We start from the raw sequence: 24,001 nt of genomic DNA on the forward strand, positions 1-24,001 counted from the left end.
GGGACGGCAGCGGGGCCGGCCCGCTGTCGACGGTAGGTCAGCGGACGTGCTCGGGGTGGACGACCTCGCCGATGCCGCGCGCCGCGAGGTGGGCGGCGTCCTCGGCGCGCTCGGCGAGGACGGCGGTCGGCCGGGCGCCGTCGGCGGCCAGTTGCAGGAACGCCTCGAACACCGCGCCGCCGGGCGCGCAGACCGAACGCTTCGGCGCGGTGACCCCGTCCCCGGTGGCCACCACCACGGCGGTGGTTCGCGGGGCCGGCGGCCGCCAGTCCGCGCGCACCGCGGCGATCTCCCCGGCGAGCCGCCGGCCGGCCGGCTTGACCCGGCGGTCGGTGGTCAACAGCCCCAGGCTGTACTCCAGTTCGGGGAAGTCGGCGAGCGAGCGGTCGACGTCGTGCGAGCACCACCAGGTGACGCCCCACAGGTCGGGGCAGTCCAGCACGGCCGCCACCGTCCCACCGGCGAACCCGGCGGCCTCCCCGGCGGAGACGTACGGCGCGGGCGCCCCGACCTCCTGCAGCCACACCGGGCGGTGCGGGTCCCGCGCCCAGGCCTTGGACAGCTCCACCAGGTAGGCGGCGTGCCCCTCGCTCGCCGCCGAACGCCCGCCGTAGCGCTGCGCGGTGCCGTTGAACACCCAGGAGTGGATGGCGGTCACGGCGCCGATCCGGGCCGAGTGCCACGGGGTGAAGGGGTGCTCGTCCAGGTACCAGGCGGCGTCGTACGAGGCGTGCAGGTGCATCCGGCCCGGCGCACCCCGCTCGCAGGCCCCGACCATCCGGCGCAGCCACGCCTCGACCTGCTCGGGGGTGGCCCGGTCGGGGTCCGGGTGGGGGTCGCCGGAGAACTGGTCGACCTCGTTGCCGACCGTCATGCCGAGGAAGTTCGGCCGGTCGGCCAGCGCGGCGGCGAGCGTGCCCAGGTAGGCGGCCTGGGCGTCGACCACGTCCGGGTCGGTGAACATGTTGCGGCGGTGCCAGCTGCGGATCCACGACGGCTCGAAGTCGAAGCTCGACAGGTGGCCCTGGAGGCCGTCCACGGCGACGTCCAGGCCGCGCTCGGCGGCCGCGTCCACCAGTTCGGCGAGCTGCTCGACGGCGCGCGGGCGGATCAGGGTGCGGTTGGGCTGGAACAGCGGCCAGAGCGGGAAGACCCGCACGTGGTCCAGGCCCAGCGCGGCGATCGAGTCGAGGTCGGCGCGGACGGAGTCCGGGTCGAAGTCCAGCCAGTGGTGGAACCAGCCCTGGGAGGGCGTGTAGTTGACGCCGAAACGGGGCGCGGAGGTCATCGGCCGTGGCTTTCTGGTCCGAGGGGCGGGGGACGGCGGTCACGGGGGCGTCAGCCCTTCACAGCACCCTCCTCCACACCGCGGAAGAAGAACCGCTGGCAGACGGCGAACACCAGCACGATCGGCAGGAACGCGATCATGGTGCCGGCGGCGATCAGCCGCGGGTTGGCGCTGAACGTGCCGTTCAGGTACTGCAGGCCCACGGTCAGCGTGTACTTCTGCGGATCGTTGAGCACGATCAGCGGCCACAGGAAGTCGTCCCAGGCACCGATGAAGGTGAAGATCACGACCACGCTGAGCATCCCGCGCACGTTCGGCAGGCCCACGTGCCACAGCCGCTGCCACACCCCGGCGCCGTCCACCAGCGCCGCCTGGTCCAGCTCCGGCGGCACGGCGGCGAACGCGGTGCGCATCAGCAGCACGTTGAGCATCGCGAGCGCGCCGGGCAGCGCCACCCCGGTCAACGTGTCCGCCAGGCCCAGGCTGCGCACGGTCACGTACTGGGAGACCAGGGTGGCCTCGCCCGGAAGGACCAGCGTCGCCAGGATCAGGCCGAGCACCAGCCGGGCGCCCCGGAAGCGCAGCTTCGCCAGCGCATAGCCCGCCAGGGTGCAGCCGACCACGTTGCCGAACACGGCAAGCGCGGCGACCGCGACGGAGTTGGCGGCATACGTCCACACCGGGACGGTCTCGGCCACCGTCGCGTAGTTGCGAAGCGTCGGGTGCTCGGGCAGCAGGTGCGGGGTGGCGGTGAACACGTCCTCGCCCGGGCCCTTGAGCGAGGTGGACAGCTGCCACAGGAACGGGCCGATCACCAGCAGCAGCACGAGCAGCAGGAGCAGGTAACGGAGGGCCAGGGCGGCGCGCGCGGTCACCGGCGGTCCGCCTTCCGGTCCAGGCGGCCCAGCAGCAGGAGCGGGCCCAGCGTGATCAGGAAGAGCAGCAGGCTGAGCGCCGAGGCGTACCCGAGGTGCCCGGTGAAGCCGCGGCTGTACATCTGGATGAGCATCACCACCGACATGTCCCGGCCGCCCGGGCCGCCGGTGCCGTGCGAGAGCACGTACAGCTCGGAGAAGACCCGCAGCGCCGAGACCGAGATCAGCACCGAGACCAGCAGCACGGTCGGGCGGACCCCGGGCAGGGTGACGTGCCAGAACCGGCGGACCGCCCCGGCGCCGTCCACGGCCGCCGCCTCGTGCAGCTCGCGGCCGACGTTCGCCAGCGCCGACAGGTAGATCACCATGTAGTAGCCGAGCCCCTTCCAGGCGGTCAGGGCGATGGCGCTGAGCAGCAGCAGCCAGCGGTCGGTGAGGAACGGCACAGGGGAGCCGGCCAGCCCGGTCTGCCGCAGCACGCCGTTGACCAGCCCGCGGTCGTCCAGCACCCAGCCCCAGATCAGCGCGACCACCACCGCGGAGGCCACCACCGGGGTGTAGAAGGCGGTGCGGAAGAACGCGATGCCGGGCAGTCGCCGCTCGACCAGCAGGGCGAGCAGCAGCGGCAGGAAGGTCAGCAGCGGCAGGCAGACCAGCAGGTAGACGATCGAGTTGAGCAGGGCGTCGGCGAGCTGCTCGTCGCCCAGCGCGCGCCGGTAGTTGTCCAGGCCGGTGAACCGCCCGCCGCCGAGCGGCTTGGCGTTGGTGAACGACAGGATCACCGTGTTGAGCGCCGGCCAGAGGTTGAAGACGGCCAGCCAGAGGATCGCGGGCCCGGCGAGCAGCCAGGGGGTGAACCAGCGCCGATGGGTCAATGCCTTCCCTTCCTGGGGCCGGGTCCGGGGCCGGGTCCGGGTCCGGTCGGTGCGTGCCCGGCGGGCGGCGGCGTGGGGGTGCCGTCGCCCGCCGGTGCCTCGGTGCGGGGCGGCGGTCAGCCCTTCAGCAGCTGGTTGCATCGCTCGACGGCGGTGTCCAGGGCCTGCTTCGAGGTGGCGTCGCCGCTGATGGCCAGGGCGAACTGCTGCTTGACGACGGTGCTCATGGCGTCGTCGACCTGGACGGGCTGGATCATCCGCGCCTCGGCGAGCGAGGTGAAGGCGGTGACCTTGGCGTCGCCGGCGTTGCTGCCGTCGCTCCGGCTGAACTGCGGATCCGAGGCCGAGGCCGTGGTCGACGGGAAGACGCTGGTCAGCCTGGAGAGCGCGGCCTGGTTGTCCGGGCTGGTCACCCAGCGGGCGAGCGCCACGGCGGCGGCCGGGTTCCTGGTGGCCCGGGGCACCGACAGGCCCTGCACGTACAGCGGCGGGGTGCCCATCGCGGGGGAGGAGACGATCTTCGGCGCGAGGGTGGGGTTGTCGGTGGCGACGCTGCTGATGAAGTTGGCGCCGCCGGTGGTCCAGGCCGCCGTGCCGGCCCCGAAGAGCTTGGAGTTGCCGGCGTAGGTGTCGGTCAGCACGTCGGTCGGCAGCAGGCCCTCCTTGAACGCGTCCCGGTACCTGTCGAGCAGCGCGGCGGCCTCCGGGGTGTTGAAGGTGAAGGCCTTGCCGTCGTCGCTCATCAGCTTGACGCCCGCGTTCGCCAGGTCGCCGAGGCCGGGCTTGCGGCTCATCAGGTAGCCGGATCCGCCGGACTTCTGCTTGTAGACCCGGGCCTGGGCGATCAGCTCGTCGAGGGTGGTGGGGAGCTGCTTCGGGTCCAGTCCGTTCCTGGTGAGCAGCTCCGCGTTCCAGTAGTTCACGTCGGTGTTGAGGTACCACGGGTAGCCGTAGGTGCCGTCCCGGCCCGCGAAGCGGTAGGCGCCCACGCCGCCCGCGACGTACTCCTCGGTCAGCTTCGGATCGGCCGCGGCGACGTCCAGCAGGAGGTTCTGCTTGGCGAGCGGCAGCGCGAAGTCGGGCGGGAGGTTGACCACGTCGGGCAGCGTCCCGGCGGCGGCCTGGCTGAGCACCTTGTCGGAGTAGCCCTCCCCGGGCTGGTCCAGCCATTCGACCTTCACGCCGGGGTACTTCTGCTCGAAGCCGGCGATGACGGACTGCATGTAGTCGGTGAACTTGGGCTTCAGGGCCCAGGTCTGGAGCGAGACCTTGCCCTTGACCTCGCCGGTGGCGGCGGCCTTCGCGGCGTCCGCGCCGCCTCCGCCGTCGCCGGAGCCGAGGCCGCAGCCGGTGAGCGCGCCGGCGGCGAGGGCCGTCGCGGCTAACGCGGACCGGATTCTTCGCATGGGGTCTCCCGTGATGAGGGTGGTGGGGGACAGCCTGAGGTACTAAACCGGTCTAGCACTGGCAGGGACTATGCTCCGGCCTAAACTCGGGTGTCAAGAGAGGGGACAGAACCCGTGGGTAGACCGACCATTGCCGACATTGCCCGCCGGGCCGGCGTCTCGAAGGGCGCGGTGTCCTTCGCGCTCAACGGCCGGCCCGGGGTCAGTGAGGCGACCAAGGAGCGGATCCTGCAGGTGGCCGAGGAGATGAACTGGCGCCCGCACAGCGCGGCCCGCGCCCTCGGCGGAGCCCGCGCCGACGCCGTCGGGCTGGTGATCGCCCGGCCCGCCCGCACCATCGGCGTCGAACCGTTCTTCAACCAACTGCTCTCCGGCATCCAGGGCGTGCTCTCGGCCGCCTCCGTCGCCCTGCAGCTGATGGTGGTCGAGGACACCGCCGCCGAGATCGAGGTCTACCGTCGCTGGGCCTCCGAGCACCGGGTCGACGCCTTCGTCCTGGTCGACCTCCAGGTGCGCGACCCGCGGCTCGCCGTGCTCGACGAACTCGGCGTCCCCGCCGTCATGCTGGGCGGCCCCGGCAAGGGCGCCGGCCCGCGCCGGATCTGGGCCGACGACCGGGAGGCGATGCTCTCCATCATCGACTACCTCGCCGCCATCGGGCACCGGCGGATCGCCCACCTCGCCGGACTGCCGCACTTCCAGCACACCCAGCGCCGGATCCGCGCGCTGCGCGACGCCGCGCGCCGGCTAGGCCTGGAGGAGGCCGTCTCCGTCCCCACCGACTTCAGCGACGCCGAGGGCGCGGCCGCCACCCGCGCGCTGCTCTCCCGCCCGCGCCGGCCCACCGCGATCGTCTACGACAGCGACGTGATGGCGGTCGCCGGGCTCGGCGTGGCCGGCGAGATGGGCGTCGCCGTTCCCGGCGAGCTGTCCCTCGTCTCCTTCGACGACTCGGTGCTCGCCCGGATCGTGCACCCCCCGCTCACCGCGCTGCGCCGCGACACCTTCGCGCTCGGCGAGCAGGTCGCACGCAGCGTCCTGGAGGCGATCGAGGGCACCGGGCCGGAGGCCGACCTGCAGATGCCCACGCCCCGGCTGACCGTCCGGGAGTCCACCTCACCGCCCGCCCCCTGAACGGGAGTTGACGCAGGCACCGTTGACACCCCGTTCTGAACCGGTTTAGCCTCGCTGCGGCCGAACGCCACCCGTTCGGCCGCACCACGCGCCACCGCACCCACGCGCCACCGCGCACATGCACCACTGCACACATGCACACCGGCCCCGCCCCCACCCTCGTCCGCACCTCGCGCGAACGGAGCCCCTGCATGTCCCGACGGCACCGCCTCCTGCTCAGCACCGCCCTGCTGGCCGCCGCCCTCGGCGCCGCCCCCGCGACCGCCCAGGCCGCACCCCCTCCGGCCGCGGCCACGGCCGCTGCCGGCACCCAGCCCTACGCCTCGTACTGGTACCCGAACACCCTCCTCGGCTGGGACCCGGCCACCGACCCCGACGCACGGTTCAACCGCGCGAGCGTCCCGCTCCAGCCGCGCACCGCCGACCCGGCCCTCCGGGCGAACGCCAACGCCCGTGCCGGCGAAGGCAGGATCGCCTCCCTGGTCTCCTTCGGGCCCACCTCCAACAACCCCTCCCAGGGCTCGACCGACCCCAACTACTACGCCTTCCAGTACTGGAGCTACCTCGACAAGCTGGTCTTCTGGGGCGGCTCGGCCGGCGAGGGCCTGATCCTCGCCCCCAACCCGACCGTCATCGACGCCGCCCACCGCAACGGCGTCAAGGTCTACGGCACCGTGTTCTTCCCGCCCGCCGCGTACGGCGGACAGCTCCAGTGGGTCCGCGACTTCGTCCAGAAGTCCGGCAGCCGCTACCCCGTCGCCGACAAGCTGGTCCAGGCCGCCCAGTACTACGGCTTCGACGGCTGGTTCATCAACCAGGAGACCGGCGGCGGCGACACGGCGCTCGCCGGCGAGGTCCGCAGCCTCATGCAGTACACCAAGGCCCAGAGCGGCACCGAGTTCATGTGGTACGACGCCATGACCGAATCCGGCGCCGTCAGCTGGCAGAACGCCCTCACCGGCGCCAACGACAGCTTCCTCCAGGACGGCGCCCGACGCACCGCCGACTCGATGTTCCTCAACTTCGACTGGTCGGCGAGCGGCCTCGACTCCTCCCGCACCCTGGCCCGCGGCCTCGGACGCGGCGAGTACGAGCTCTACTCCGGCATCGACACCGAGGCCAACGGCTACAACACCGGCGTCGACTGGGCCACCCTCTTCCCCGCCGGCCGGCCGCACACCACCTCGCTCGGCCTCTACCGCCCCGAATGGACCTGGAAGTCCGCCACCGGCCGCGCCGACTACCTCGCCAAGGACGCCCGCTACTGGATCGGGGCCAACAACGACCCCTCCAACACCACGACCGGCTCCGCCTGGAAGGGCCTGGCGACCTACGTCGCCGAATCCACGCCCGTCACCACGAAGCCCTTCGTCACCAACTTCTCCGCCGGCGAGGGCGACTTCTGGAACGCGGCCGGCACCCGGGTCGCCACCGGCGGCTGGAACAACCTCTCCCTCCAGGACGTGCCGCCCACCTACCACTGGCTGGTCGACACCACCGGCAGCAGGCTCACCCCGGGCGTCGACTTCACCGACGCCTACGAAGGCGGCTCCTCGCTGCGCCTGACCGGCGCCCTGGACGCCGTCAACACGGTGCGCCTCTACCAGACGCGTCTGCCGGTGGCCGCCGACACCAGGCTCTCCGTCGTCCTGAAGACCCCGGCCGCCGGGGCCACCGGGCTCAAGGCCGTGATCTCCTTCACCGACGCGCCGACCGCCTTCACCACCCTCGACCTCGGCCCGACCGGCGGCGCCGGCTGGGAGCGCAAGACCCTCGACCTGTCCGCCTACGCCGGGCGCACCATCGCCCAGATCGGCCTCCAGGCATCCGGCACCAACCCCTCGTACGACCTGAAGATCGGGCAACTCGCGGTCTACGACGGCACGGTGGACGCCCCCGCCGCGCCCTCCGGGCTGACCGTGCTCGGCGCGAGCGACGTGGTGGCCGGCACCAGCCAGTCGCTGCGCCTCTCCTGGACGCCGTCCCCGGGCGGCACGGTCCACCACTACGAGCTGTACCGGCGCAACGCCGACGGCACCCGCAGCTTCCTCGGCGCCACGCCGTCCGACGCCTACTACGTCAACCGGCTCGACCGGGCCGGCACCGAGAGCAGCACCACCGTCGAGGTGCAGGCCGTCTCCACCGAGTACGGCCGCTCCGCCGCCGCGACCGCCACCGTCGGCTGGGGCGGCACCCCGCCGGCCGACAGCAACCTGGCGCTCGGCCGCCCCGCCACCGGCTCCGGGCAGTGCAACGGCAACGAGGGCCCCGCCAAGGCCGTCAACGGCACGGTCAACGGCGGCAACAGCGACAAGTGGTGCACGCTCACCAGCAGCAAGTGGCTGGAGGTGGACCTCGGCTCGGCCCGCTCGCTGAGCAGGTTCGTGGTCAAGCACGCCCAGGCGGGCGGTGAGAGCGCCCAGTACAACACCCGGGACTTCACCGTCCAGGTACGGAACACGACCACCGACGCCTGGACCACCGTCGCCACCGTCACCGGCAACACCGCCGCCACCACCACCCACCCGGTGGCCACCACGGCGCGCTACGTCCGACTGGTCGTCACCAGGCCCACCCAGACCACCGACCCGGCCGCCCGGATCTACGAGTTCGAGGCCTGGGGCTCCTGAGGCGTCACGGCGGCCGGAGGCCGTAGACCCGGACCGCGTTGCCGTACAGGATCGCGTCCTGCTCCGCCGGGCTCAGGCCCTCGACCAGCCGCTCGGCGGTCAGGACGACCTCCGCGTACCCCGCGCGGAGGGTGCAGACCGGCCAGTCGGAGCCGAACAGCAGCCGTTGCGGGCCGAAGGCGTCCAGCACGGTGTCGGCGTACGGCCGGAGGTCGTCCACCTCCCAGGCGGGGGCGGCCTCGGTGACCATGCCGGAGAGCTTGCAGACGGTGTTGGGCAGGGCGGCCAGCCGGCGGACGTCCGCCGCCCAGGGCTCCGGCTCCCCGGCGGCGATCGGGGGCTTTCCCAGGTGGTCCAGGACGAAGGCCACGCCGGGGAGCCCGGCCGCGGCGCGTGCGGCGGCGGGCAACTGGCCGGCGGTGACCACCAGGTCGTAGGCGAGCCCGGCCGCGGCGACGGCGAGCAGCCCGCGGCGGACGTCCGGGCGCAGCAGCCAAGCCGGGTCGGGTTCCTCCTGGACCTGGTGGCGGATGCCCACCAGCCGGTCGCCGCCGGGAAGCTCGCGCAGCGCGGCGATTGCGTCGGCGACGTCGGGCGCGGTCAGGTCGGTCCAGCCGACCACGCCGGCGACCAGCCCGCCCCGGGCGGCGAGGGCGAGGAGCTCGGGCGTCTCCTCCGGGACGCACACGGTCTGTACCACGACGCTCGCGACCACCCCGGCCGCCCGCGCCTCGGGCACCAGGTCGGCGACGGAGAAGGAGCGGGCCAGCGGCCGCAGGGCCGGGCCGGTGATCCACGGCTGGGGGCGTACGGCGAGGTCCCAGACGTGGTGGTGGGAGTCGACGATCCGACGGTCCGTCACAGCTGCCACACCTCCGGGAGACCGGCGGCGGCGCCCGCCCCGGAGTAGTCGTGGGCGACCTCCAGGAGGTCGCCCATCCGGGCCTGCCACGCGATGTTCACCGGCAGGTGCTCCAGCTCGGCGAGCAGGCGGGCGTAGTCCTCGCACTCCAGCAGGTGGAACAGCTCGCAGCCGCTGCGCCAGATGGTCCAGGACGAGACGCCCGCGCCGCGGATCGCGGCGGTCAGCTCGGCGGGCACCCGGCGGTGGGCGGCCTCGTACGCCTCGATCCGGTCCTCGCGGACGCGGGTGTGCAGGGCGATCCTCATGGGTGCTCCGGGAGGGCGGGCCCGACGACGACGACATCGAGGGTGCGGGGGCCGTGGACGCCCTCGACGCGGGAGAGTTCGATGTCGCTGGTGGCGGACGGGCCGGAGACGAAGGTCAGCGGCCGGGTCGGGTCGAGGCGGGCGAGGGCGGCGGGGACGTCGTCGGCGATCTGTTCGGCGCGGACGACGCACAGGTGGTAGTCGGGGACCAGGGTGAGCGCGCGCCGGCCCTGGCCGGGGCCGGCGTCGAGGACGATCGTGCCGGTGACGGCGATCCCGGCGGCGGCGAGGGTGATCGCGCCGTCGAGTCCGTCCAGCGCGGCCACGTCGAGCGGCTCGGGATGCCACTCCCAGTCGCCGGCCGGCAGCAGCTCGACCGGGAAGCCGCTCGGCAGGGCGAGGCGCCGCACCCCCCGCCCGCTCAGCACCGCCGCCAGCGCGCCGGGCAGGCCGGCCGCGTCCGTGCGGGTGACGTGCGCGCGGTAGTCGGCCACCCGCTCGGCGAACAGCGCCACCGCGGACTCGCCGGGTGCGGTGTGCGTGCGCCGGTAGGCGCGGGGGACCGGGACGTCCTCGGGGCGTTCGTCGGCGGGGACGTCGGCGAGGGCCGCGCGGACGCGGGCGAGGACGGCGTCACGGCTGCTCATCGGGTGCCTGCTCTCGGGTGCGGCGCCACCAGGCGCGGAAGGACTCGGCGGGCGGGGCGGGGGTGTCCCGGGTGTCGGACCAGCCGCTCAACGGGCCGGGGAGGCGTCCGATGTGCCCGTCGCGGGCGAGGGCCCGGCCGCCGAGACTCGCGGCCTTCTGGGCCGCGCCGAGCAGCCGGGGCGAGTCGAGGAGCTTGGCGGCGGCCTTCATCGCCAGCGCCTCGGCGGTGCGGCCGCCCTTGGCCTCGACCACCTCGGCCCGCAGGTGGGCGAGCACCTCCGGGATGTTGATCTTGACGGGGCAGGCGTCGTAGCAGGCGCCGCACAGGGTGGAGGCGAAGGGGAGACTGGCGGCGTTCTCGACGCCGACGAGCTGGGGGGTGAGGACGGCGCCGATCGGTCCGGGGTAGACCGATCCGTAGGCGTGGCCGCCGGTGCGCTCGAAGACCGGGCAGACGTTGAGGCAGGCGGAGCAGCGGATGCAGGCCAGGGCCTGGCGGCCGACGGTGTCGGCGAGGGTGTCGGTGCGGCCGTTGTCGAGCAGGACGAGGTGGAAGTCCTGCGGGCCGTCGCCGTCGGTGGTGCCGGTCCAGGTGGAGGTGTAGGGGTTCATCCGCTCGCCGGTGGAGGAGCGGGGGAGCAGCTGGAGGAAGACCTCCAGGTCCTGCCAGGTCGGCACGACCTTCTCGATGCCCATCACGGTGATCAGGGTCTCGGGGAGGGTCAGGCACATCCGGCCGTTGCCCTCGGACTCCACTACCAGGACGGTGCCGGTGTCGGCGCAGGCGAAGTTGGCGCCGGAGACCGCGACCTTCGCGGTGAGGAACTTCTTCCGCAGGTGGAGGCGGGCGGCCTCGGCGAGGGCGCGGGGGTCGTCGGTGAGGCCTTCGGGGGCGGGCCGCCCCCAGTGGCCCATCTCCGCGGCGAACAGGTCGCGGATCTCGGTGCGGTTCTTGTGGATCGCCGGGACCAGGATGTGCGAGGGCCGGTCGTCGCCGAGCTGGACGATCAGCTCGGCGAGGTCGGTCTCGTACGCGGTGATGCCGTGCTCGGCGAGGTGCTCGTTGAGGCCGATCTCCTGGGTGGCCATGGACTTGACCTTCACCACCTCGGTCTCTCCAGTGGCCCGGACCAGCTCGGTGACGATGCGGTTGGCCTCGGCCGCGTCGGCGGCCCAGTGCACGGTGCCGCCGGCGGCGGTGACCGACTCCTCCAACTGCAGCAGGTAGCGGTCGAGGTGACGGGCGGTCCGCCGCTTGATCGCGGCGGCCGCGTCCCGGAGCTCCTCCCAGTCGTCGAGTTCGGAGGCGACCGCCAGGCGCTTGTCGCGGATCGTGCCGGTGGCGCGCCTGAGGTTGGCGCGCAGCCGCTCGTCCTTGAGTGCCTCGCGGGCCGCGTCCGGGAAGGACGGGGCGCCGAGCCAGACCACACCGCGGTCGCTCATCGCGCACCTCCGCCGGCGCCGGCCAGGATCTCCGCCAGGTGCATGGTCCGTACGGGGGCGCCGCGGCGGGAGAGGCCGCCGCCGATGTGCAGCAGGCAGGAGTTGTCGGCGGCGCACAGCACCTCGGCCCCCGAGTGCTCCACGGCGTCCGCCTTGTCGGCGAGCATGGCGGCGGAGGTGTCGGCGTTCTTCACGGCGAAGGTGCCGCCGAAGCCGCAGCAGGAGTCGGCGGCGGGCAGGTCGACCAGGTCGAGGCCGTCCACCGCGCGCAGCAGCCGCTCCGGCCGGTCGCCCAGGCGCAGACCGCGGAGCGAGTGGCAGGTCGGGTGGTAGGCGACCCGGTGCGGGAAGCGGGCGCCGACGTCGGTGACGCCGAGGACGTCGGTCAGGAACTCGGTGAACTCGTGCACCCGCGGCACCAGGTCGGCGACCTGCTGCTGCAGTTCGGGGTGCCCGTACGCGGCGGCGAGCAGCGGGTGGTTCTCGCGGACCATCCCGGCGCAGGACGCCGAGGGGGTGACCACGGCGTCGTACGCGGCGAAGGTCCGGGCGAAGCGGGCGACCAGCGGGACGGCGTCGGGCCGGTAGCCGGTGTTGAAGTGCATCTGGCCGCAGCAGGTCTGCTCCTGCGGGAAGTCGACCGTGTGGCCGAGGCGCTCCAGGACCGTCACCACCGCCCGGCCCGTCCCGGGGAACATGGTGTCGTTGAAGCAGGTGATGAACAGGGCGATCCGCATCAGTCCACCTCCTCGGGCGTCGGGACGTCGGCGGCGAGCAGCTTACGGGCCTTCAGCTCCCGCCACAGGGATTCCGGGACGGGACGGGCCAGCATGGCGGCCGTGTCCGCCACCTCCGCGGCGCTGCGGGTGCCGACCAGGACGGCGGCCACGGCCGGGTGCGCGAACGGGAAGTGCAGGGCGGCGGAGCGCAGCGGCACGCCGTGGCGCTCGCAGACCTCCTTCAGGGCGAGTGCGCGGTCGAGGGTCTGCGCGGGCACGGCGGCGTAGTCGTACCGGGCGCCCGGCCGCGGGTCGGCGAGCAGCCCGGAGTTGAAGACTCCGCCGATGACGATCCCGACGCCGCGCTCGGCGGCCAGCGGCAGCAGCTCGTCCAGGCCGCGCTGGTCGAGCAGGGTGTAGCGGCCGGCCAGCAGGACGGCATCGATGTCGGTGTTGCGGACGAAGCGGGCGGGCAGTTCGGCCTGGTTCATGCCGACGCCGATCGCGCCGATCACGCCCTCGGCGCGCAGCCGTTCCAGTTCGGGGTAGGCCTGGTCGAGGGCCTGCTCGGCGTGGTGGTCGGGGTCGTGCAGGTAGACGATGTCGACCCGGTCCAGGCCGAGCCGCTGCAGGCTGGCTTCGAGCGAGCGGCGCACGCCCTCGGCGGAGAAGTCCCAGACCCGGCGGTGGGTGGCGGGGACGGCGAAACCACCGGCGGCGAGGTCGTCGCCGCCTCCGTCGTGGGGCACCAGCAGGCGGCCGACCTTGGTGGAGACGGTGAACTCCGCGCGCGGCAGCTGCCGCAGCACGGCGCCGAGCCGCCGCTCGGACAGGCCCAGCCCGTAGTGCGGGGCGGTGTCGAAGTACCGCACGCCCGACTCCCAGGCGGCGGTCACGGCCTCCTCCGCCTGGGCGTCGGACACGGCGGAGAACAGGTTGCCGATGCCCGCCGCGCCGAACGCCAGGCGGCTGACCGGGACCGCGGAGCGGCCGAGCGTACGGGTCACGGGGCCGGCTCCGGGCGCAGGCGCAGGCCGGCCATGCCGCCGTCGACCGCCAGCGCGGTGCCGGTGGTCGAGCCGGCCGCCGGGGAGGCGAGGTAGGCGATGGCGGCGGCGACCTCCTGGGCGGAGACGAGGCGGCCGGTGGGCTGACGGGCGTTCAGCGCGGCGCGTTCGGCCGCCGGGTCGTCGGCGGCGTCCAGCAGCCGGCCGACCCACGGGGTGTCGACCGTGCCGGGGTTGACGCAGTTGACCCGGATGCCCTCGCGGACGTGGTCGGCGGCCATCGCCAGGGTGAGCGAGAGGACGGCGCCCTTGGAGGCCGAGTACAGGGCCCGCTGGGGCAGGCCCGCGGTGGCGGCGATCGAGCAGGTGTTGACGATCGCGGCGCTGCGGGAGGCCCGCAGGTGGGGGAGGGCGGCGCGGGTGGTGCGCACGATGCCGAGGACGTTGATGTCGAGCACCCGGTGCCACTGCTCGTCCGGGTTGTCCTGCACCGTCCCGGCCGCGCCGATGCCGGCGTTGTTGACCAGGATGTCGATCCCGCCGAGCGCCTCGGCTGCGGCGGCGACCGCGCGGCGCACCGAGGCGTCGTCGGCGACGTCGGCGGTGAAGCCGCGCAGCGGGGCGGGCACCCGGGCGGGGTCGAGGTCGAGCACCGCGACGTCCGCGCCGCGCGCGCTGAGCAGCTGGGCGGTGGCCAGCCCGATGCCGGAGGCGCCGCCGGTGACCAGGGCGGTGAGCCCGTCGAGGTCGGTGGTCATGCGTGCGCCTCCGGATCCGTCCCGGCCAGGTCGGCGGCCCAGAACGCGCCGTCCGGGTACCGGTAGGTGTCGATGGTGGCCCGGTGCATGGTGGCGGAGAAGCCCGGCGCGGTCGGTGCCAGGTAGTGGCCGGCGCTGATCCGCACCGGGTCGAGGAAGTGCTGGTGGAGGTGGTCGACGTACTCCACCACCCGGTCCTCGGTGGTGCCGGTGAGGGCGACGTAGTCGAACATCGACAGGTGCTGGACGAGTTCGCACAGGCCCACGCCGCCCGCGTGCGGGCAGACCGGGACGCCGAACTTGGCGGCGAGCAGCAGAATGGCGAGGTTCTCGTTGACCCCGGCGACCCGGGCCGAGTCGAGCTGCAGGACGTCGACGGCGCCGGCCTGCAGGAGCTGCTTGAAGACGATGCGGTTCTGCACGTGCTCGCCGGTGGCGACCTTGACCGGGTGGACCCCGCGGCGGATCGCGGCGTGGCCGAGGACGTCGTCCGGGCTGGTGGGCTCCTCGATCCAGTACGGGTCGAACTCGGCCAGCGCGTTGGTCCACTCGATCGCCTCGGCGACGTTCCAGCGCTGATTGGCGTCGATGGCGATGCGGATGTCCGGGCCGACCGCCGCGCGGGCGGTGCGGCAGCGGCGGACGTCGTCCGCCAGGTCGGCGCCGACCTTCAGCTTGATCTGGGTGAACCCGTCCGCGACCGCCTGCTTCGCGAGGCGGGTCAGCTTCTCGTCGCTGTACCCGAGCCAGCCGGGGGAGGTGGTGTAGGCGGGGTAGCCGCTGCGCAGCAGCTCGGCGGTGCGGTCGGCGGCGCCGTGCTTGCCCTTGGTCAGCAGGTCCAGCGCCTCCTCTGGCGTCAGGGCGTCGCTGATGTAGCGGAAGTCGACCTGGGAGACCAGCCAGGCCGGGTCGGCGTCGGCGAGCAGCTGCCACAGCGGCTTGCCCTCGCGCTTGGCGGCGAGGTCCCAGACGGCGTTGACCACGGCGCCGATCGCCATGTGCATCACGCCCTTCTCCGGGCCGAGCCAGCGCAGCTGGCTGTCGCCGATCAGGTCGCGGTAGAGCGAGCCGGGGTCGGCGCACAGCTCGGCCACGGTGCGTCCGACGACGTGGTGGCGCAGCGCGGCGATGGCGGCGACCTGGACGTCGTTGCCGCGGCCGATGGTGAAGGTGAAGCCGTGGCCCTCGTGGCCGCCCGCCGAGGTGCGCAGGACGACGTACGCGGCGGAGTAGTCGGGGTCGGGGTTCATCGCGTCGGACCCGTCCAGCTCCCGCGAGGTGGGGAAGCGGATGTCGTAGGTGTCGATCGCGGTGATCCGCGCTGCGGATGCGGACAAGGTGGTGCCTCTCACGCGTTGTGGAAGGTCTGGCGCTGGGTGCCGAGACCGTCGACGGCCAGCTCGACGGTGTCGCCGTCGCGCAGGTACGGGGTGCCGGGCAGGCCCAGTGCGACGCCGGCCGGCGTGCCGGTGTTGATGACGTCGCCGGGGCGCAGCACCATGTACTGGCTCAGGTACCAGACGAGGTACGGGATCTCGAAGATCATGTTCTTGGTGTCGCCGTTCTGGCGGACCTCGCCGTTGACGGACAGCCGCAGGCCGAGCGCCTGCGGGTCGTCGACCTCGTCGGGGGTGACCAGCCAGGGGCCCATCGGGTTGAAGGTCTCGCAGGACTTGCCGAGGTCCCACTGCGCCGAGTACTCCAGCTGGAACTCGCGCTCGGAGACGTCGTTGCTGATGGTGTAGCCGGCGATGCAGGCGGCGGCCGCGGCCGGGTCGGCCAGGTAGCGGGCCTCGCGGCCGATGACGACCGCGAGCTCGACCTCCCAGTCGGTCTTGACCGAACCGCGGGGGATCAGTACCTCGTCGTACGGGCCGACCACGGTCGAGGGGTCCTTCATGAAGACCACCGGCCGCTCGGGCGCCGCGGCGCCGGTCTCCTCGGCGTGGTCGCGGTAGTTGAGGCCGATGCAGACCACCTTGCCCGGACGGGCGAGCGGCGCCCCGACCCGCAGACCGTCGGTGTCCAGCGCGGGCAGCGAGCCCGCGGCCAGCGCCTCCCGGACGCGGTCGATCCCGCCGGAGGCGAGGAAGTCCCCGTCGATGTCCCGGGTCAGGCCGGAGAGGTCGAACGCGGCGCCGTCCTCGCCGAGGACCGCCGGCACCTCCGCTCCGGGCGCCCCGATGCGAAGCAGTCTCATGGTGTTCTCCTGTGGTCGCGGCAGCGGTCTTCAGCCACGCGTGGTCAACAGATCGGATGAATCGGCTGTGCCCCGACCATACGAGCGGGCGGCCCGCCGCCGCAAGAAGTCCTCCGATGTTTCCGCCGGATGAGGCGGTCCGGAGGCTCATCTGTGCAGGTAGTCGGCCCCGTTGCCGCTTTGGGCAGGCCCGGCGTGGGCCCGGATGTCACGGTTGAGATTCATCCGAGGTCTGGTCTTGTCAGTCGTGTTTCCAGCTCGTAAGGTCCTGGCTACCGCAAGCCATCCGATGATTTCGGCATCCCAGCCAAGGAGATCGGCACCATGAAGCTTCGCTCCTCCAGAATCGCGGCCACGACCGCCGCCGTGGTCGTCCTGGCGGGGTTCGCCACGGCCTGCAACCGCGGCAGTGACGCGGGCTCGGACGCGGCCGGCGGCAAGCCGGCCATCGGCATCGACCTGCCCCGCGCGGACTCGGACTTCTGGAACTCCTACGCGCAGTACATCAAGCAGGGCTCCGCCGGCCTGCACACCCTCCCGGTGAGCAACTCGCAGAACGACGTGACCAAGCTGGTCGCCAACGTCCAGGTCTTCCAGAACACCGGCGCCAAGGCCGTCGTGATGGCCCCCCAGGACACCGGCGCGATCGCCTCCACCCTCGACGCCCTCTCGGCGAAGAAGATCCCGGTGGTCAGCGTCGACACCCGCCCCGACAAGGGCAACGTCTACATGGTCGTCCGTGCCGACAACAAGGCGTACGGCACCAAGGCCTGCGAGTTCCTCGGCAAGCAACTCGGCGGCAAGGGCAAGGTCGCCGAGCTCCAGGGCGCGCTCAGCTCCGTCAACGGCCGCGACCGCTCCGAGGCGTTCGCCGCCTGCATGAAGGAGAAGTTCCCCGGCATTCAGGTCATCGAGCTGGCCACCGACTGGAAGGGCGACGTCGCCTCCGCCAAGCTCCAGTCCACGCTCGCGGCCAACCCCGACCTGGGCGGCATCTACATGCAGGCCGGCGGCGTGTTCCTGCAGCCGACCCTGGCGCTGCTCCAGCAGAAGGGCCTGCTCAAGCCCGCCGGGCAGCCCGGCCACATCGCGATCATCTCCAACGACGGCATCCCGCAGGAGTTCGACGCGATCCGCAAGGGCGACATCGACGCCACCGTCTCCCAGCCCGCCGACCTCTACGCCAAGTACGCGCTCTTCTACGCGCAGGCCGGCGCCGAGGGCAAGACCTTCCAGCCCGGCCCGACCGACCACGACTCCACCATCATCCAGCTGCCCAACGGCCTGGAGGACCAGCTGCCCGCCCCACTGGTCACCAAGGACAACGTCGACGACAAGGCCCTGTGGGGCAACAGCGTCAACAAGTAGTCCGACGCCCGCGAACGGCGGCCGGAGCACTGTCAGGACCGGCCGCCTCCCGGCGGGACACCACTCGAAAGGACACGCCGCCATGGCGGACCCCAGCCCCGTCCGGGGCCCCGTCGTCGAGGCCGACGGGATCAGCAAGCGCTTCGGCGCCACCGTCGCCCTCGCCGACGCCCGCATCCAGGTCGCGCCCGGCGAGTCGCACGCCCTGGTCGGCCGCAACGGCGCCGGCAAGTCGACGCTCGTCTCGATCCTCACCGGACTGCAGCCCGCCGACACCGGCACCCTGCGCTTCGACGGCCAACCCGCGCCCGCCCCCGGCGACACCGCCGCCTGGCGCGCCCGCGTCGCCTGCGTCTACCAGCGCTCCACCGTCATCCCCGCGCTCACCGTCGCCGAGAACCTCTTCCTGGACCGGCAGAGTCCGCGCGCCCTGCGTCCGATCAGCTGGAAGGGCCTGCGTACGCGGGCGGCGGAGCTGCTCGCCGAGTACGGCGTCGACGTCGATCCGAACGCGCGGGCCGAGGACCTGACCGTCGAGCAGCGGCAGTTCGTGGAGATCGCCCGCGCGCTGTCCTTCGGCGCCCGGTTCATCATCCTCGACGAGCCGACCGCCAAGCTCGACGCCCGCGGCATCGAGAAGCTCTTCGACAAGCTCCGCGCCCTCCAACAGCAGGGCGTCGCCTTCCTGTTCATCTCCCACCACCTGCAGGAGGTCTACGACCTCTGCACCACCGTCACCGTCTACCGCGACGCCCGGCACATCGTCACCGCGCCGGTCGCCGAGCTCCACCAGCAGGCCCTGGTCGAGGCGATGACCGGTGAACGCGCCCGCGGCAGTGAGCCGGCGTGGTCGGTGCGCGGCCGCGCCGACGGGGGAGCGCCGCTGCTGGAGGTCGCCGGGCTGACCCTGGACGGCGTCTACCGGGACGTCACCCTCACCGCCCGCGCGGGCGAGGTGGTCGGGCTCGCCGGAGCCGCCGCCAGCGGCAACGTCCGGCTCGGCGAGACCCTGGCCGGCCTGCACCGCCCCACCTCCGGCACCGTCACCGTCGCCGGCCGCCCGGTGCGTACCGGCCGTGTCCCCGCCGCGCTCGCCGCCGGGATCGGGTTCGTCCCCGAGGACCGGCACCTCCAGGGCCTGATCCCGCAGCGCAGCGTCGCCGAGAACGCCACCCTGACCGTCACCGACCAGCTCGGCCCGTACGGCACCGTCCTGCCGTCCCGCACCCGCGCCTTCGCCCAGAAGATGATCACCGGCCTGGACATCAAGACACCCGGCGCCTCGACCCCGGTGTCCGCGCTGTCCGGCGGCAACCAGCAGAAGGTGGTCATCGCCCGCGCGCTCGCCACCGAGCCGCACGCCCTGATCGCCATCCGGCCCACCAACGGCGTCGACATCAAGTCCAAGGAATCCCTGCTCGGCACCGTCCGCGAGGTCGCCGACGCCGGGCGGACCGCCCTGATCGTCTCCGACGAACTCGACGACCTGCGGGTCTGCGACCGCGTCCTCGCCATGTTCCACGGCCGCGTCGTCGCCGAGTTCGCGCACGGCTGGAGCGACGAACAACTGGTCGCCGCCATGGAGGGCATGGCCGACCCGAACCACACGAAGGAACAGCATGGCAACCACTGACCTCACCAGGCAGGCCCCCGTCGGACGCCGCTTCGACCTGGCCCGCTACCGCGACCTGTCGCTCGTCCCGGTCCTGCTGGTCCTCGGCATCATCGGCTTCGCGGTCTCACCCGCCTTCCTCACCGCCGACAACCTGCTCGGCGTCGGCCAGCAGGCCACCGAGCTCAGCCTGCTCGTCCTCGCCGAGGCCCTCATCCTGATCGCCGGCCGGATGGACCTCTCCCTCGAATCCACCATCGGCGTCGCCCCCGTCATCGCCGTCTGGCTCGTCCTGCCCGACCACGGCGCCCGCTTCAACGGCCTCGGACTCTTCCCCGGCTGGACGGCCATCCCGCTCTGCCTCGCCGTCGGCGCACTCATCGGCGCGGTCAACGGCTTCCTCATCCTCAAACTGCGCCTCAACGGCTTCATCGTCACCCTCGGCGCCCTCACCCTGCTCCGGGGCCTGCAGGTCGCCGTCTCCCAGGGCCAGTCCATCGTCAACCTGCCCGGCTCCTTCACCTACCTCGGCTCCACCAGCTGGCTCGGCATCCCCGCCGCCATCTGGCTGTGCACCCTCCTCTTCCTCGCCGGCGGCAGCGCCCTCGCCTGGCTGCGCCACGGCCGCGCCCTGTACGCGATCGGCGGCAACACCGAGGCCGCCCGCGCCGCCGGCATCCGGGTCGACCGGATCACCTGGACCGTGCTGATCCTCGGCAGCCTGCTCGCCGCCTTCGCCGGCATCCTCTACACCGGCCACTACGGCTCCATCTCCGCCGACCAGGGCAACGGCTGGATCTTCCAGGTCTTCGCCGCCACCGTCATCGGCGGCGTCAGCCTCAACGGCGGCCGCGGCACCCTGTTCGGCGCCCTCACCGGCGTGCTGACGCTCCAGCTGGTGGTCAACGTGATGACCCTGGCCGGCGTCCCCCCGCTGTGGAACCAGTTCCTCAACGGCGCGATCATCATCGTCGCCCTGATCATCTCCCGCTTCGCCTCCGGCGAGAAGCAGGACTAGCGCCGGACGGCCACCACGCCGCCGGGCCCGCGGGCGGCTGAACTCCCGCCGTACGGCGGGACTATGCTGCACGGACCGGACGGCCAGGGAGGCCCAGCAGTGCCAGTCACCGACGAGGCGATCGAGAAGATCAAGGCCATGATCGTCAGCGGCGAGCTGCGCCCCGGCGCGCGGCTCCCGAAGGAGGCGGACCTGGCCGAGCGGCTCGGCCTCTCGCGCAGCTCCCTGCGGGAGGCGGTCAAGGCGCTCTCGCTGATCCGGGTGCTGGACGTGCGCCAGGGCGACGGCACGTACGTCACCAGCCTGGAGCCGCACCTGCTGCTGGACGCGCTGAGCTTCGTCGTCGACTTCCACCAGGACGACACGGTGCTGGAGTTCCTCGAGGTCCGCCGGATCCTGGAGCCGGCCGCCGCCGCCATGGCCGCCCGGGTGATGTCGGACGAGGACGTCGCCGCGCTCGGCCGGGTGCTGGCTGATCTGGCGGACGACGCCCCGCTGGAGGAGCTGATCCGCAACGACCTCGAATTCCACCGGCGGATCGCGGCTGGCTCCGGGAACTCCGTGCTCTGCTCGCTCATCGACGGCCTGTCCGGCCCGACCGCCCGCGCCCGGATCTGGCGCGGGACGACCGAGGAGGGCGCCGTCGAGCGCACCCGCCAGCAGCACCGGGCGATCTTCGAGGCGATCGCCGACCGCCGCCCGGAACTCGCGCACGCCTGGGCGACGGTCCACGTGGCGGGCGTCGAGCAGTGGCTGCGCGGCACCCTCGGGGCGGCGGGCGCACCACTGGGCTGACCGCCGCCCGTGGAAGGGCGACCGCCGTTGCGGGGGTGTTTTCTGGAGGGGTGCAGTTCCTGCGGACGGAGACCGGGTGAGCGCAAGGCAGGGTCGCGAGTGGGAGGCGCCGCCGGAGGACGGGCGGGCCGGGCGGCTCCGGATGCTCGCGGCCTTCGAGGACGAGGGCGACGCGGCCGCACTCCTCGCGGCGCTCCACCACCTGACGGCGGAGTTCGGCGCGCTCGGCGGCATGGCGCACCTGCCGGTGGCCGGCATCGGCCAGGCCGGGCTCCGGCTGGTGGCCAGCAGCGGCCTGCCCGGCGCCTTCACCCGCGCCTGGGACGTCATTCCGTACAGCGGCCGGCTGGCACCCGCCCGGGTGGTGCTCGACGGCGGCACCCTCTGGCTGCCCGCGGTGGAGTACCCCCGCGCGGAGCCGGGCCGTCCCGTCGCCGCACCGCCCTTCGTCGCCCCGTCGGCGGGCATCGCCGCCGTGGCCCTGCCCGGCCCGGACGGCCCGCGCGGCGCCCTGTCGCTGATCACCCCGCCCCTCGCCGAACCGGACGCCGCCGACCTCGCCTTCCTCGCGGAGGTGGCCGCCTGGGCCGCCGGTCGCCTGCGCCTGTCCGCGCCGCGGACCGGCGGACTGTCCCCCGCGCTGCTGTCGCCCCTGGAGGGCCCGGCCCGGGAGCGTCCGCGGCTGCGGGTCGGCACCTGGTCGTGGGACATGGGCACCGGGGACTTCGTCATCGACGAGCGCTTCCTCGCCGGACTCGGCATCCACTGGCCGCCCGGCGGCGGGATGCGGGAATGGGCCACCCTCGTCCACCCCGAGGACCGCCCCTACTCGGTGCACGTCCTGGTCGAGGCGATCCGCACCCGCGGCTCCCTGGACGCGGAGTACCGGGTCGCCACCGCCGACGGCGGCTACGCCTGGCTCCGGGTGCGCGGCCGGGTCGTCGTGGACGAGCACGGCGAGCCCGCGCACCTGGAGGGCACCGCCTACGACACCACCGAGGCGCACGCCGCCCTGGAGCCGGTCGGCCGCGCCCTGCGCCACATGACCGACGGCTTCCTCTCCGTCGACAGCGACTGGCGGACCGAGTTCGTCAACGTCGCGGCGGAGAAGCTGCTCGGCTCCTCGGCGAGCGTCTCCGGCACGCTCCTGTGGGACCTGCCCGCCATCCGGCACGTCCCGCGCCTGGAGCAGCTCTGCCGGGAGGTCGTCCGGACCGGCACACCGCTCGACTTCGACGTCCGCTGGCCCGACGACCGCTGGTACCACCTGCGGCTGGTTCCGGTGCCCGGCGGGCTGACGCTCTACAGCACCGACATCACCGAGCGGCGGCTGCGGGAGATCGAACGGGCCGAGGCCGAGCGGCTGGCCGCCGACCGGGCGGAGCTGATCGGCGGCCTCACCGCCGCCCTCGCCGAGGCGCTCACCCCCCGGGACGTGGTCAGCGCGGTCGCCGCATGCGTCCTGCCCCACGTCGGCGCCGTCGGCCTCCTCGTCGGCACGGTGGTCGACGGGCGCTTGATGGTCGTCGGCGCGGTCGGCTACTCCGAGGCCATGCTCGCCGCGCTCGACGGGCGCTCCGTCGGCACGGTGCACCCGACGGTCGAGGTGATGCGCCACCACACCGCCCGGTTCATCGAGTCGGGCGAGGAGTTCCTCGACGCCTATCCCGAGACCGGCGGGCTCGTGCGGACCTCGGACAAGCAGGCCTGGGCGTTCCTGCCCCTGACGGCCTCCGGCCGGGAGGGCGTCCTCGTGGTCTCCTTCGACCGGCCCCATGTCTTCGCGAAGGAGCAGCGCACCGTGCTCGGCGAGGTCAGCGGGCTGATCTCGCAGGCGCTCGACCGGGCAAGCCTGTACGAGGAGGCCGCCGCCCGGGCCCGGGAACTGCAGCGCGCGCTGCTGCCCCGCGGGCTGCCCGCCCTGCCGGCGGTCACCGCCGCCGCCCGGTACCTCCCGGCCGGCCGCGGCGCCGAGGTCGGCGGCGACTGGTACGACGTCATCCGCCTCTCCGCCGACCGGGTCGCCCTCGTCGTCGGCGACGTCATGGGCCGCGGCATGGCGGAGGCGGCCACCATGGGGCGGCTGCGCACCGCGGTGCGGACCCTGTCCGAGCTGGAGCTGCCGCCGGCCGAGATCCTCGGCCGGCTCAACGACATCGTCGCCGACCTCGGCGACGACTCCTTCGTCACCTGCCTCTACGGCGTCTACGACCCGGTCACCCACGAGCTCCGGTACGCGAACGCCGGGCACCCGCCGCCCGCCGTGGTCCGCCCCGACCACACCGTGGACCTCCCCGCGCGCCTGCCCGACCCGCCGCTCGGATCCGCCGTACCCCCGTTCGACACGGTCACGCTGAGCCTCCCCGAGGGAAGCCTGCTGGTCCTCTACACCGACGGCCTGGTCGAGTCCGCCGAGCGGGACATCGACTCGGGCCTGCTGCGGCTGGCGGACACCCTGCGCACGGAGCTCCGCTGCCGGCCCGCCGAGTCGCTCGACGCGCTCTGCGACGCCGTGATCGCCGACCTGGTCCCGACCGGGCGTCCGGTCGGCGACGACGCCGTGCTGCTCGTCGCCCGCGTCCACCACCTCCCGCCCGGCGACGTGGTGTCCTGGGTCCTGCCCGACGACCCCCGGGCGGCCGGCGAGGCCCGCGCCCACGTCCGTGCGCAGCTCGCCGCCTGGGAGCTGGACGAGCTCAGCACGGCGACCGAACTCATCGTCAGCGAACTCGTCGGCAACGTCATCCGGCACGCCAAGGGGCCCATCGGGCTGCGGCTGCTGCGCAGCCGCACCCTGATCTGCGAGGTCTCCGACGCCAGCCTCACCACGCCGCACATCCGGCACAGCTCGGCCACCGACGAGGGCGGCCGGGGGCTGCAACTCGTCGCCGCCGTGGCCGGGCAGTGGGGCGTGCGCTACGACGAGCACGGCAAGAGCATCTGGACCGAGCAGCCGATCACCGGCCACTGAGTCCTCGGCGCAGCGCGCCCGGCAACACATCAGATGATTCTGACTGTTCGGATGCTAGTGGTGGGTCTGTTGCGGGATTTCTGG

20 protein-coding genes are annotated in these 24,001 nt (G+C 73.3%); 7 read left to right on the plus strand and 13 right to left on the minus strand.

Going from position 1 to position 24,001, the window contains the following annotated elements:
* Nucleotides 1-37 precede the first annotated feature (37 nt).
* The 4 genes from ACGFX4_RS36000 to ACGFX4_RS36015 all read right to left on the minus strand — a co-directional run bounded on the left by ACGFX4_RS36000 (nucleotide 38) and on the right by ACGFX4_RS36015 (nucleotide 4,444).
* Nucleotides 38-1,288 (minus strand): glycosyl hydrolase, encoded by a 1,251-nt coding sequence (locus tag ACGFX4_RS36000; RefSeq protein ID WP_393083983.1) that lies wholly within the window; start codon nucleotides 1,286-1,288, stop codon nucleotides 38-40.
* A gap of 50 nt (nucleotides 1,289-1,338) precedes the next feature.
* The gene (locus ACGFX4_RS36005; RefSeq protein ID WP_393083986.1) at nucleotides 1,339-2,163 is read right to left on the minus strand and encodes a carbohydrate ABC transporter permease; all 825 of its coding nucleotides are present in this window, start codon (nucleotides 2,161-2,163) and stop codon (nucleotides 1,339-1,341) included.
* On the minus strand, nucleotides 2,160-3,038 hold the full coding sequence (locus ACGFX4_RS36010; RefSeq protein ID WP_393083989.1) for a carbohydrate ABC transporter permease: 879 nt from the start codon (nucleotides 3,036-3,038) through the stop codon (nucleotides 2,160-2,162). The genes ACGFX4_RS36005 and ACGFX4_RS36010 overlap by 4 nt, the downstream gene beginning before the upstream one ends.
* Before the next feature lie 116 nt (nucleotides 3,039-3,154).
* Entirely contained in the window at nucleotides 3,155-4,444 is a 1,290-nt protein-coding gene (locus ACGFX4_RS36015; protein WP_393083992.1) for an ABC transporter substrate-binding protein, read from the minus strand.
* Nucleotides 4,445-4,558: 114 nt separating this feature from the next.
* Here ACGFX4_RS36015 and ACGFX4_RS36020 point away from each other — a divergent pair, with 114 nt between their 5' ends.
* Together ACGFX4_RS36020 and ACGFX4_RS36025 are read left to right on the plus strand one after the other, a co-directional pair.
* The gene (locus ACGFX4_RS36020) at nucleotides 4,559-5,578 is read left to right on the plus strand and encodes a LacI family DNA-binding transcriptional regulator (protein ID WP_393083994.1); all 1,020 of its coding nucleotides are present in this window, start codon (nucleotides 4,559-4,561) and stop codon (nucleotides 5,576-5,578) included.
* A 191-nt stretch (nucleotides 5,579-5,769) separates the two neighbouring features.
* Nucleotides 5,770-8,208, plus strand: coding sequence for a discoidin domain-containing protein (locus ACGFX4_RS36025; protein WP_393083997.1), 2,439 nt, complete (start codon nucleotides 5,770-5,772; stop codon nucleotides 8,206-8,208).
* Between the two features lie 4 nt (nucleotides 8,209-8,212).
* Here ACGFX4_RS36025 and ACGFX4_RS36030 read toward each other — a convergent pair whose 3' ends face one another.
* From ACGFX4_RS36030 to ACGFX4_RS36070, 9 genes are read right to left on the minus strand one after another with little or no spacing between them, the layout of a single operon-like run.
* On the minus strand, nucleotides 8,213-9,070 hold the full coding sequence (locus ACGFX4_RS36030) for an amidohydrolase family protein (RefSeq protein WP_393084000.1): 858 nt from the start codon (nucleotides 9,068-9,070) through the stop codon (nucleotides 8,213-8,215).
* Nucleotides 9,067-9,378 (minus strand): L-rhamnose mutarotase, encoded by a 312-nt coding sequence (locus ACGFX4_RS36035; RefSeq protein ID WP_393084003.1) that lies wholly within the window; start codon nucleotides 9,376-9,378, stop codon nucleotides 9,067-9,069. Before ACGFX4_RS36035 ends, ACGFX4_RS36030 begins: the two co-directional genes overlap by 4 nt.
* On the minus strand, nucleotides 9,375-10,025 hold the full coding sequence (locus ACGFX4_RS36040; protein ID WP_393084006.1) for a lactate utilization protein C: 651 nt from the start codon (nucleotides 10,023-10,025) through the stop codon (nucleotides 9,375-9,377). The genes ACGFX4_RS36035 and ACGFX4_RS36040 overlap by 4 nt, the downstream gene beginning before the upstream one ends.
* Nucleotides 10,012-11,469 (minus strand): LutB/LldF family L-lactate oxidation iron-sulfur protein, encoded by a 1,458-nt coding sequence (locus ACGFX4_RS36045; protein WP_393084009.1) that lies wholly within the window; start codon nucleotides 11,467-11,469, stop codon nucleotides 10,012-10,014. The genes ACGFX4_RS36040 and ACGFX4_RS36045 overlap by 14 nt, the downstream gene beginning before the upstream one ends.
* Complete coding sequence (locus ACGFX4_RS36050) at nucleotides 11,466-12,206, minus strand: (Fe-S)-binding protein (RefSeq protein ID WP_393084012.1); 741 nt, start codon at nucleotides 12,204-12,206, stop codon at nucleotides 11,466-11,468. The genes ACGFX4_RS36045 and ACGFX4_RS36050 overlap by 4 nt, the downstream gene beginning before the upstream one ends.
* A complete protein-coding gene (locus ACGFX4_RS36055) occupies nucleotides 12,206-13,195 on the minus strand; it encodes an aldo/keto reductase (RefSeq protein WP_393084014.1) in 990 nt (329 codons plus the stop codon). Before ACGFX4_RS36055 ends, ACGFX4_RS36050 begins: the two co-directional genes overlap by 1 nt.
* The gene (locus tag ACGFX4_RS36060; RefSeq protein ID WP_393084017.1) at nucleotides 13,192-13,953 is read right to left on the minus strand and encodes an SDR family NAD(P)-dependent oxidoreductase; all 762 of its coding nucleotides are present in this window, start codon (nucleotides 13,951-13,953) and stop codon (nucleotides 13,192-13,194) included. Before ACGFX4_RS36060 ends, ACGFX4_RS36055 begins: the two co-directional genes overlap by 4 nt.
* Nucleotides 13,950-15,290: an L-fuconate dehydratase gene (locus tag ACGFX4_RS36065; protein ID WP_393084020.1), complete on the minus strand. Its 1,341-nt coding sequence runs from the start codon at nucleotides 15,288-15,290 to the stop codon at nucleotides 13,950-13,952. The genes ACGFX4_RS36060 and ACGFX4_RS36065 overlap by 4 nt, the downstream gene beginning before the upstream one ends.
* A gap of 11 nt (nucleotides 15,291-15,301) precedes the next feature.
* Entirely contained in the window at nucleotides 15,302-16,153 is an 852-nt protein-coding gene (locus ACGFX4_RS36070; RefSeq protein ID WP_393084022.1) for a fumarylacetoacetate hydrolase family protein, read from the minus strand.
* 324 nt (nucleotides 16,154-16,477) lie between these two features.
* Between ACGFX4_RS36070 and ACGFX4_RS36075 the strand changes: the two genes are divergently transcribed.
* The 5 genes from ACGFX4_RS36075 to ACGFX4_RS36095 all read left to right on the plus strand — a co-directional run bounded on the left by ACGFX4_RS36075 (nucleotide 16,478) and on the right by ACGFX4_RS36095 (nucleotide 23,917).
* Nucleotides 16,478-17,521 (plus strand): sugar ABC transporter substrate-binding protein, encoded by a 1,044-nt coding sequence (locus ACGFX4_RS36075; RefSeq protein ID WP_393084025.1) that lies wholly within the window; start codon nucleotides 16,478-16,480, stop codon nucleotides 17,519-17,521.
* Nucleotides 17,522-17,603: 82 nt separating this feature from the next.
* Nucleotides 17,604-19,154, plus strand: coding sequence for a sugar ABC transporter ATP-binding protein (locus ACGFX4_RS36080; RefSeq protein ID WP_393084028.1), 1,551 nt, complete (start codon nucleotides 17,604-17,606; stop codon nucleotides 19,152-19,154).
* Nucleotides 19,141-20,151 carry an ABC transporter permease gene (locus tag ACGFX4_RS36085; RefSeq protein WP_393084031.1) on the plus strand — a complete coding sequence of 337 codons (1,011 nt, stop codon included), beginning with the start codon at nucleotides 19,141-19,143 and terminating at the stop codon, nucleotides 20,149-20,151. Before ACGFX4_RS36080 ends, ACGFX4_RS36085 begins: the two co-directional genes overlap by 14 nt.
* 99 nt (nucleotides 20,152-20,250) lie before the next feature.
* Nucleotides 20,251-20,946: a FadR/GntR family transcriptional regulator gene (locus tag ACGFX4_RS36090; RefSeq protein ID WP_393084034.1), complete on the plus strand. Its 696-nt coding sequence runs from the start codon at nucleotides 20,251-20,253 to the stop codon at nucleotides 20,944-20,946.
* Nucleotides 20,947-21,022: 76 nt separating this feature from the next.
* Entirely contained in the window at nucleotides 21,023-23,917 is a 2,895-nt protein-coding gene (locus ACGFX4_RS36095) for a SpoIIE family protein phosphatase (RefSeq protein WP_393084037.1), read from the plus strand.
* Nucleotides 23,918-24,001 lie beyond the last annotated feature (84 nt).

Origin of the sequence: Kitasatospora sp. NPDC048365 (assembly GCF_043200835.1) — a bacterium.
GTDB classification, from domain to species: Bacteria; Actinomycetota; Actinomycetes; order Streptomycetales; family Streptomycetaceae; genus Kitasatospora; species Kitasatospora terrestris.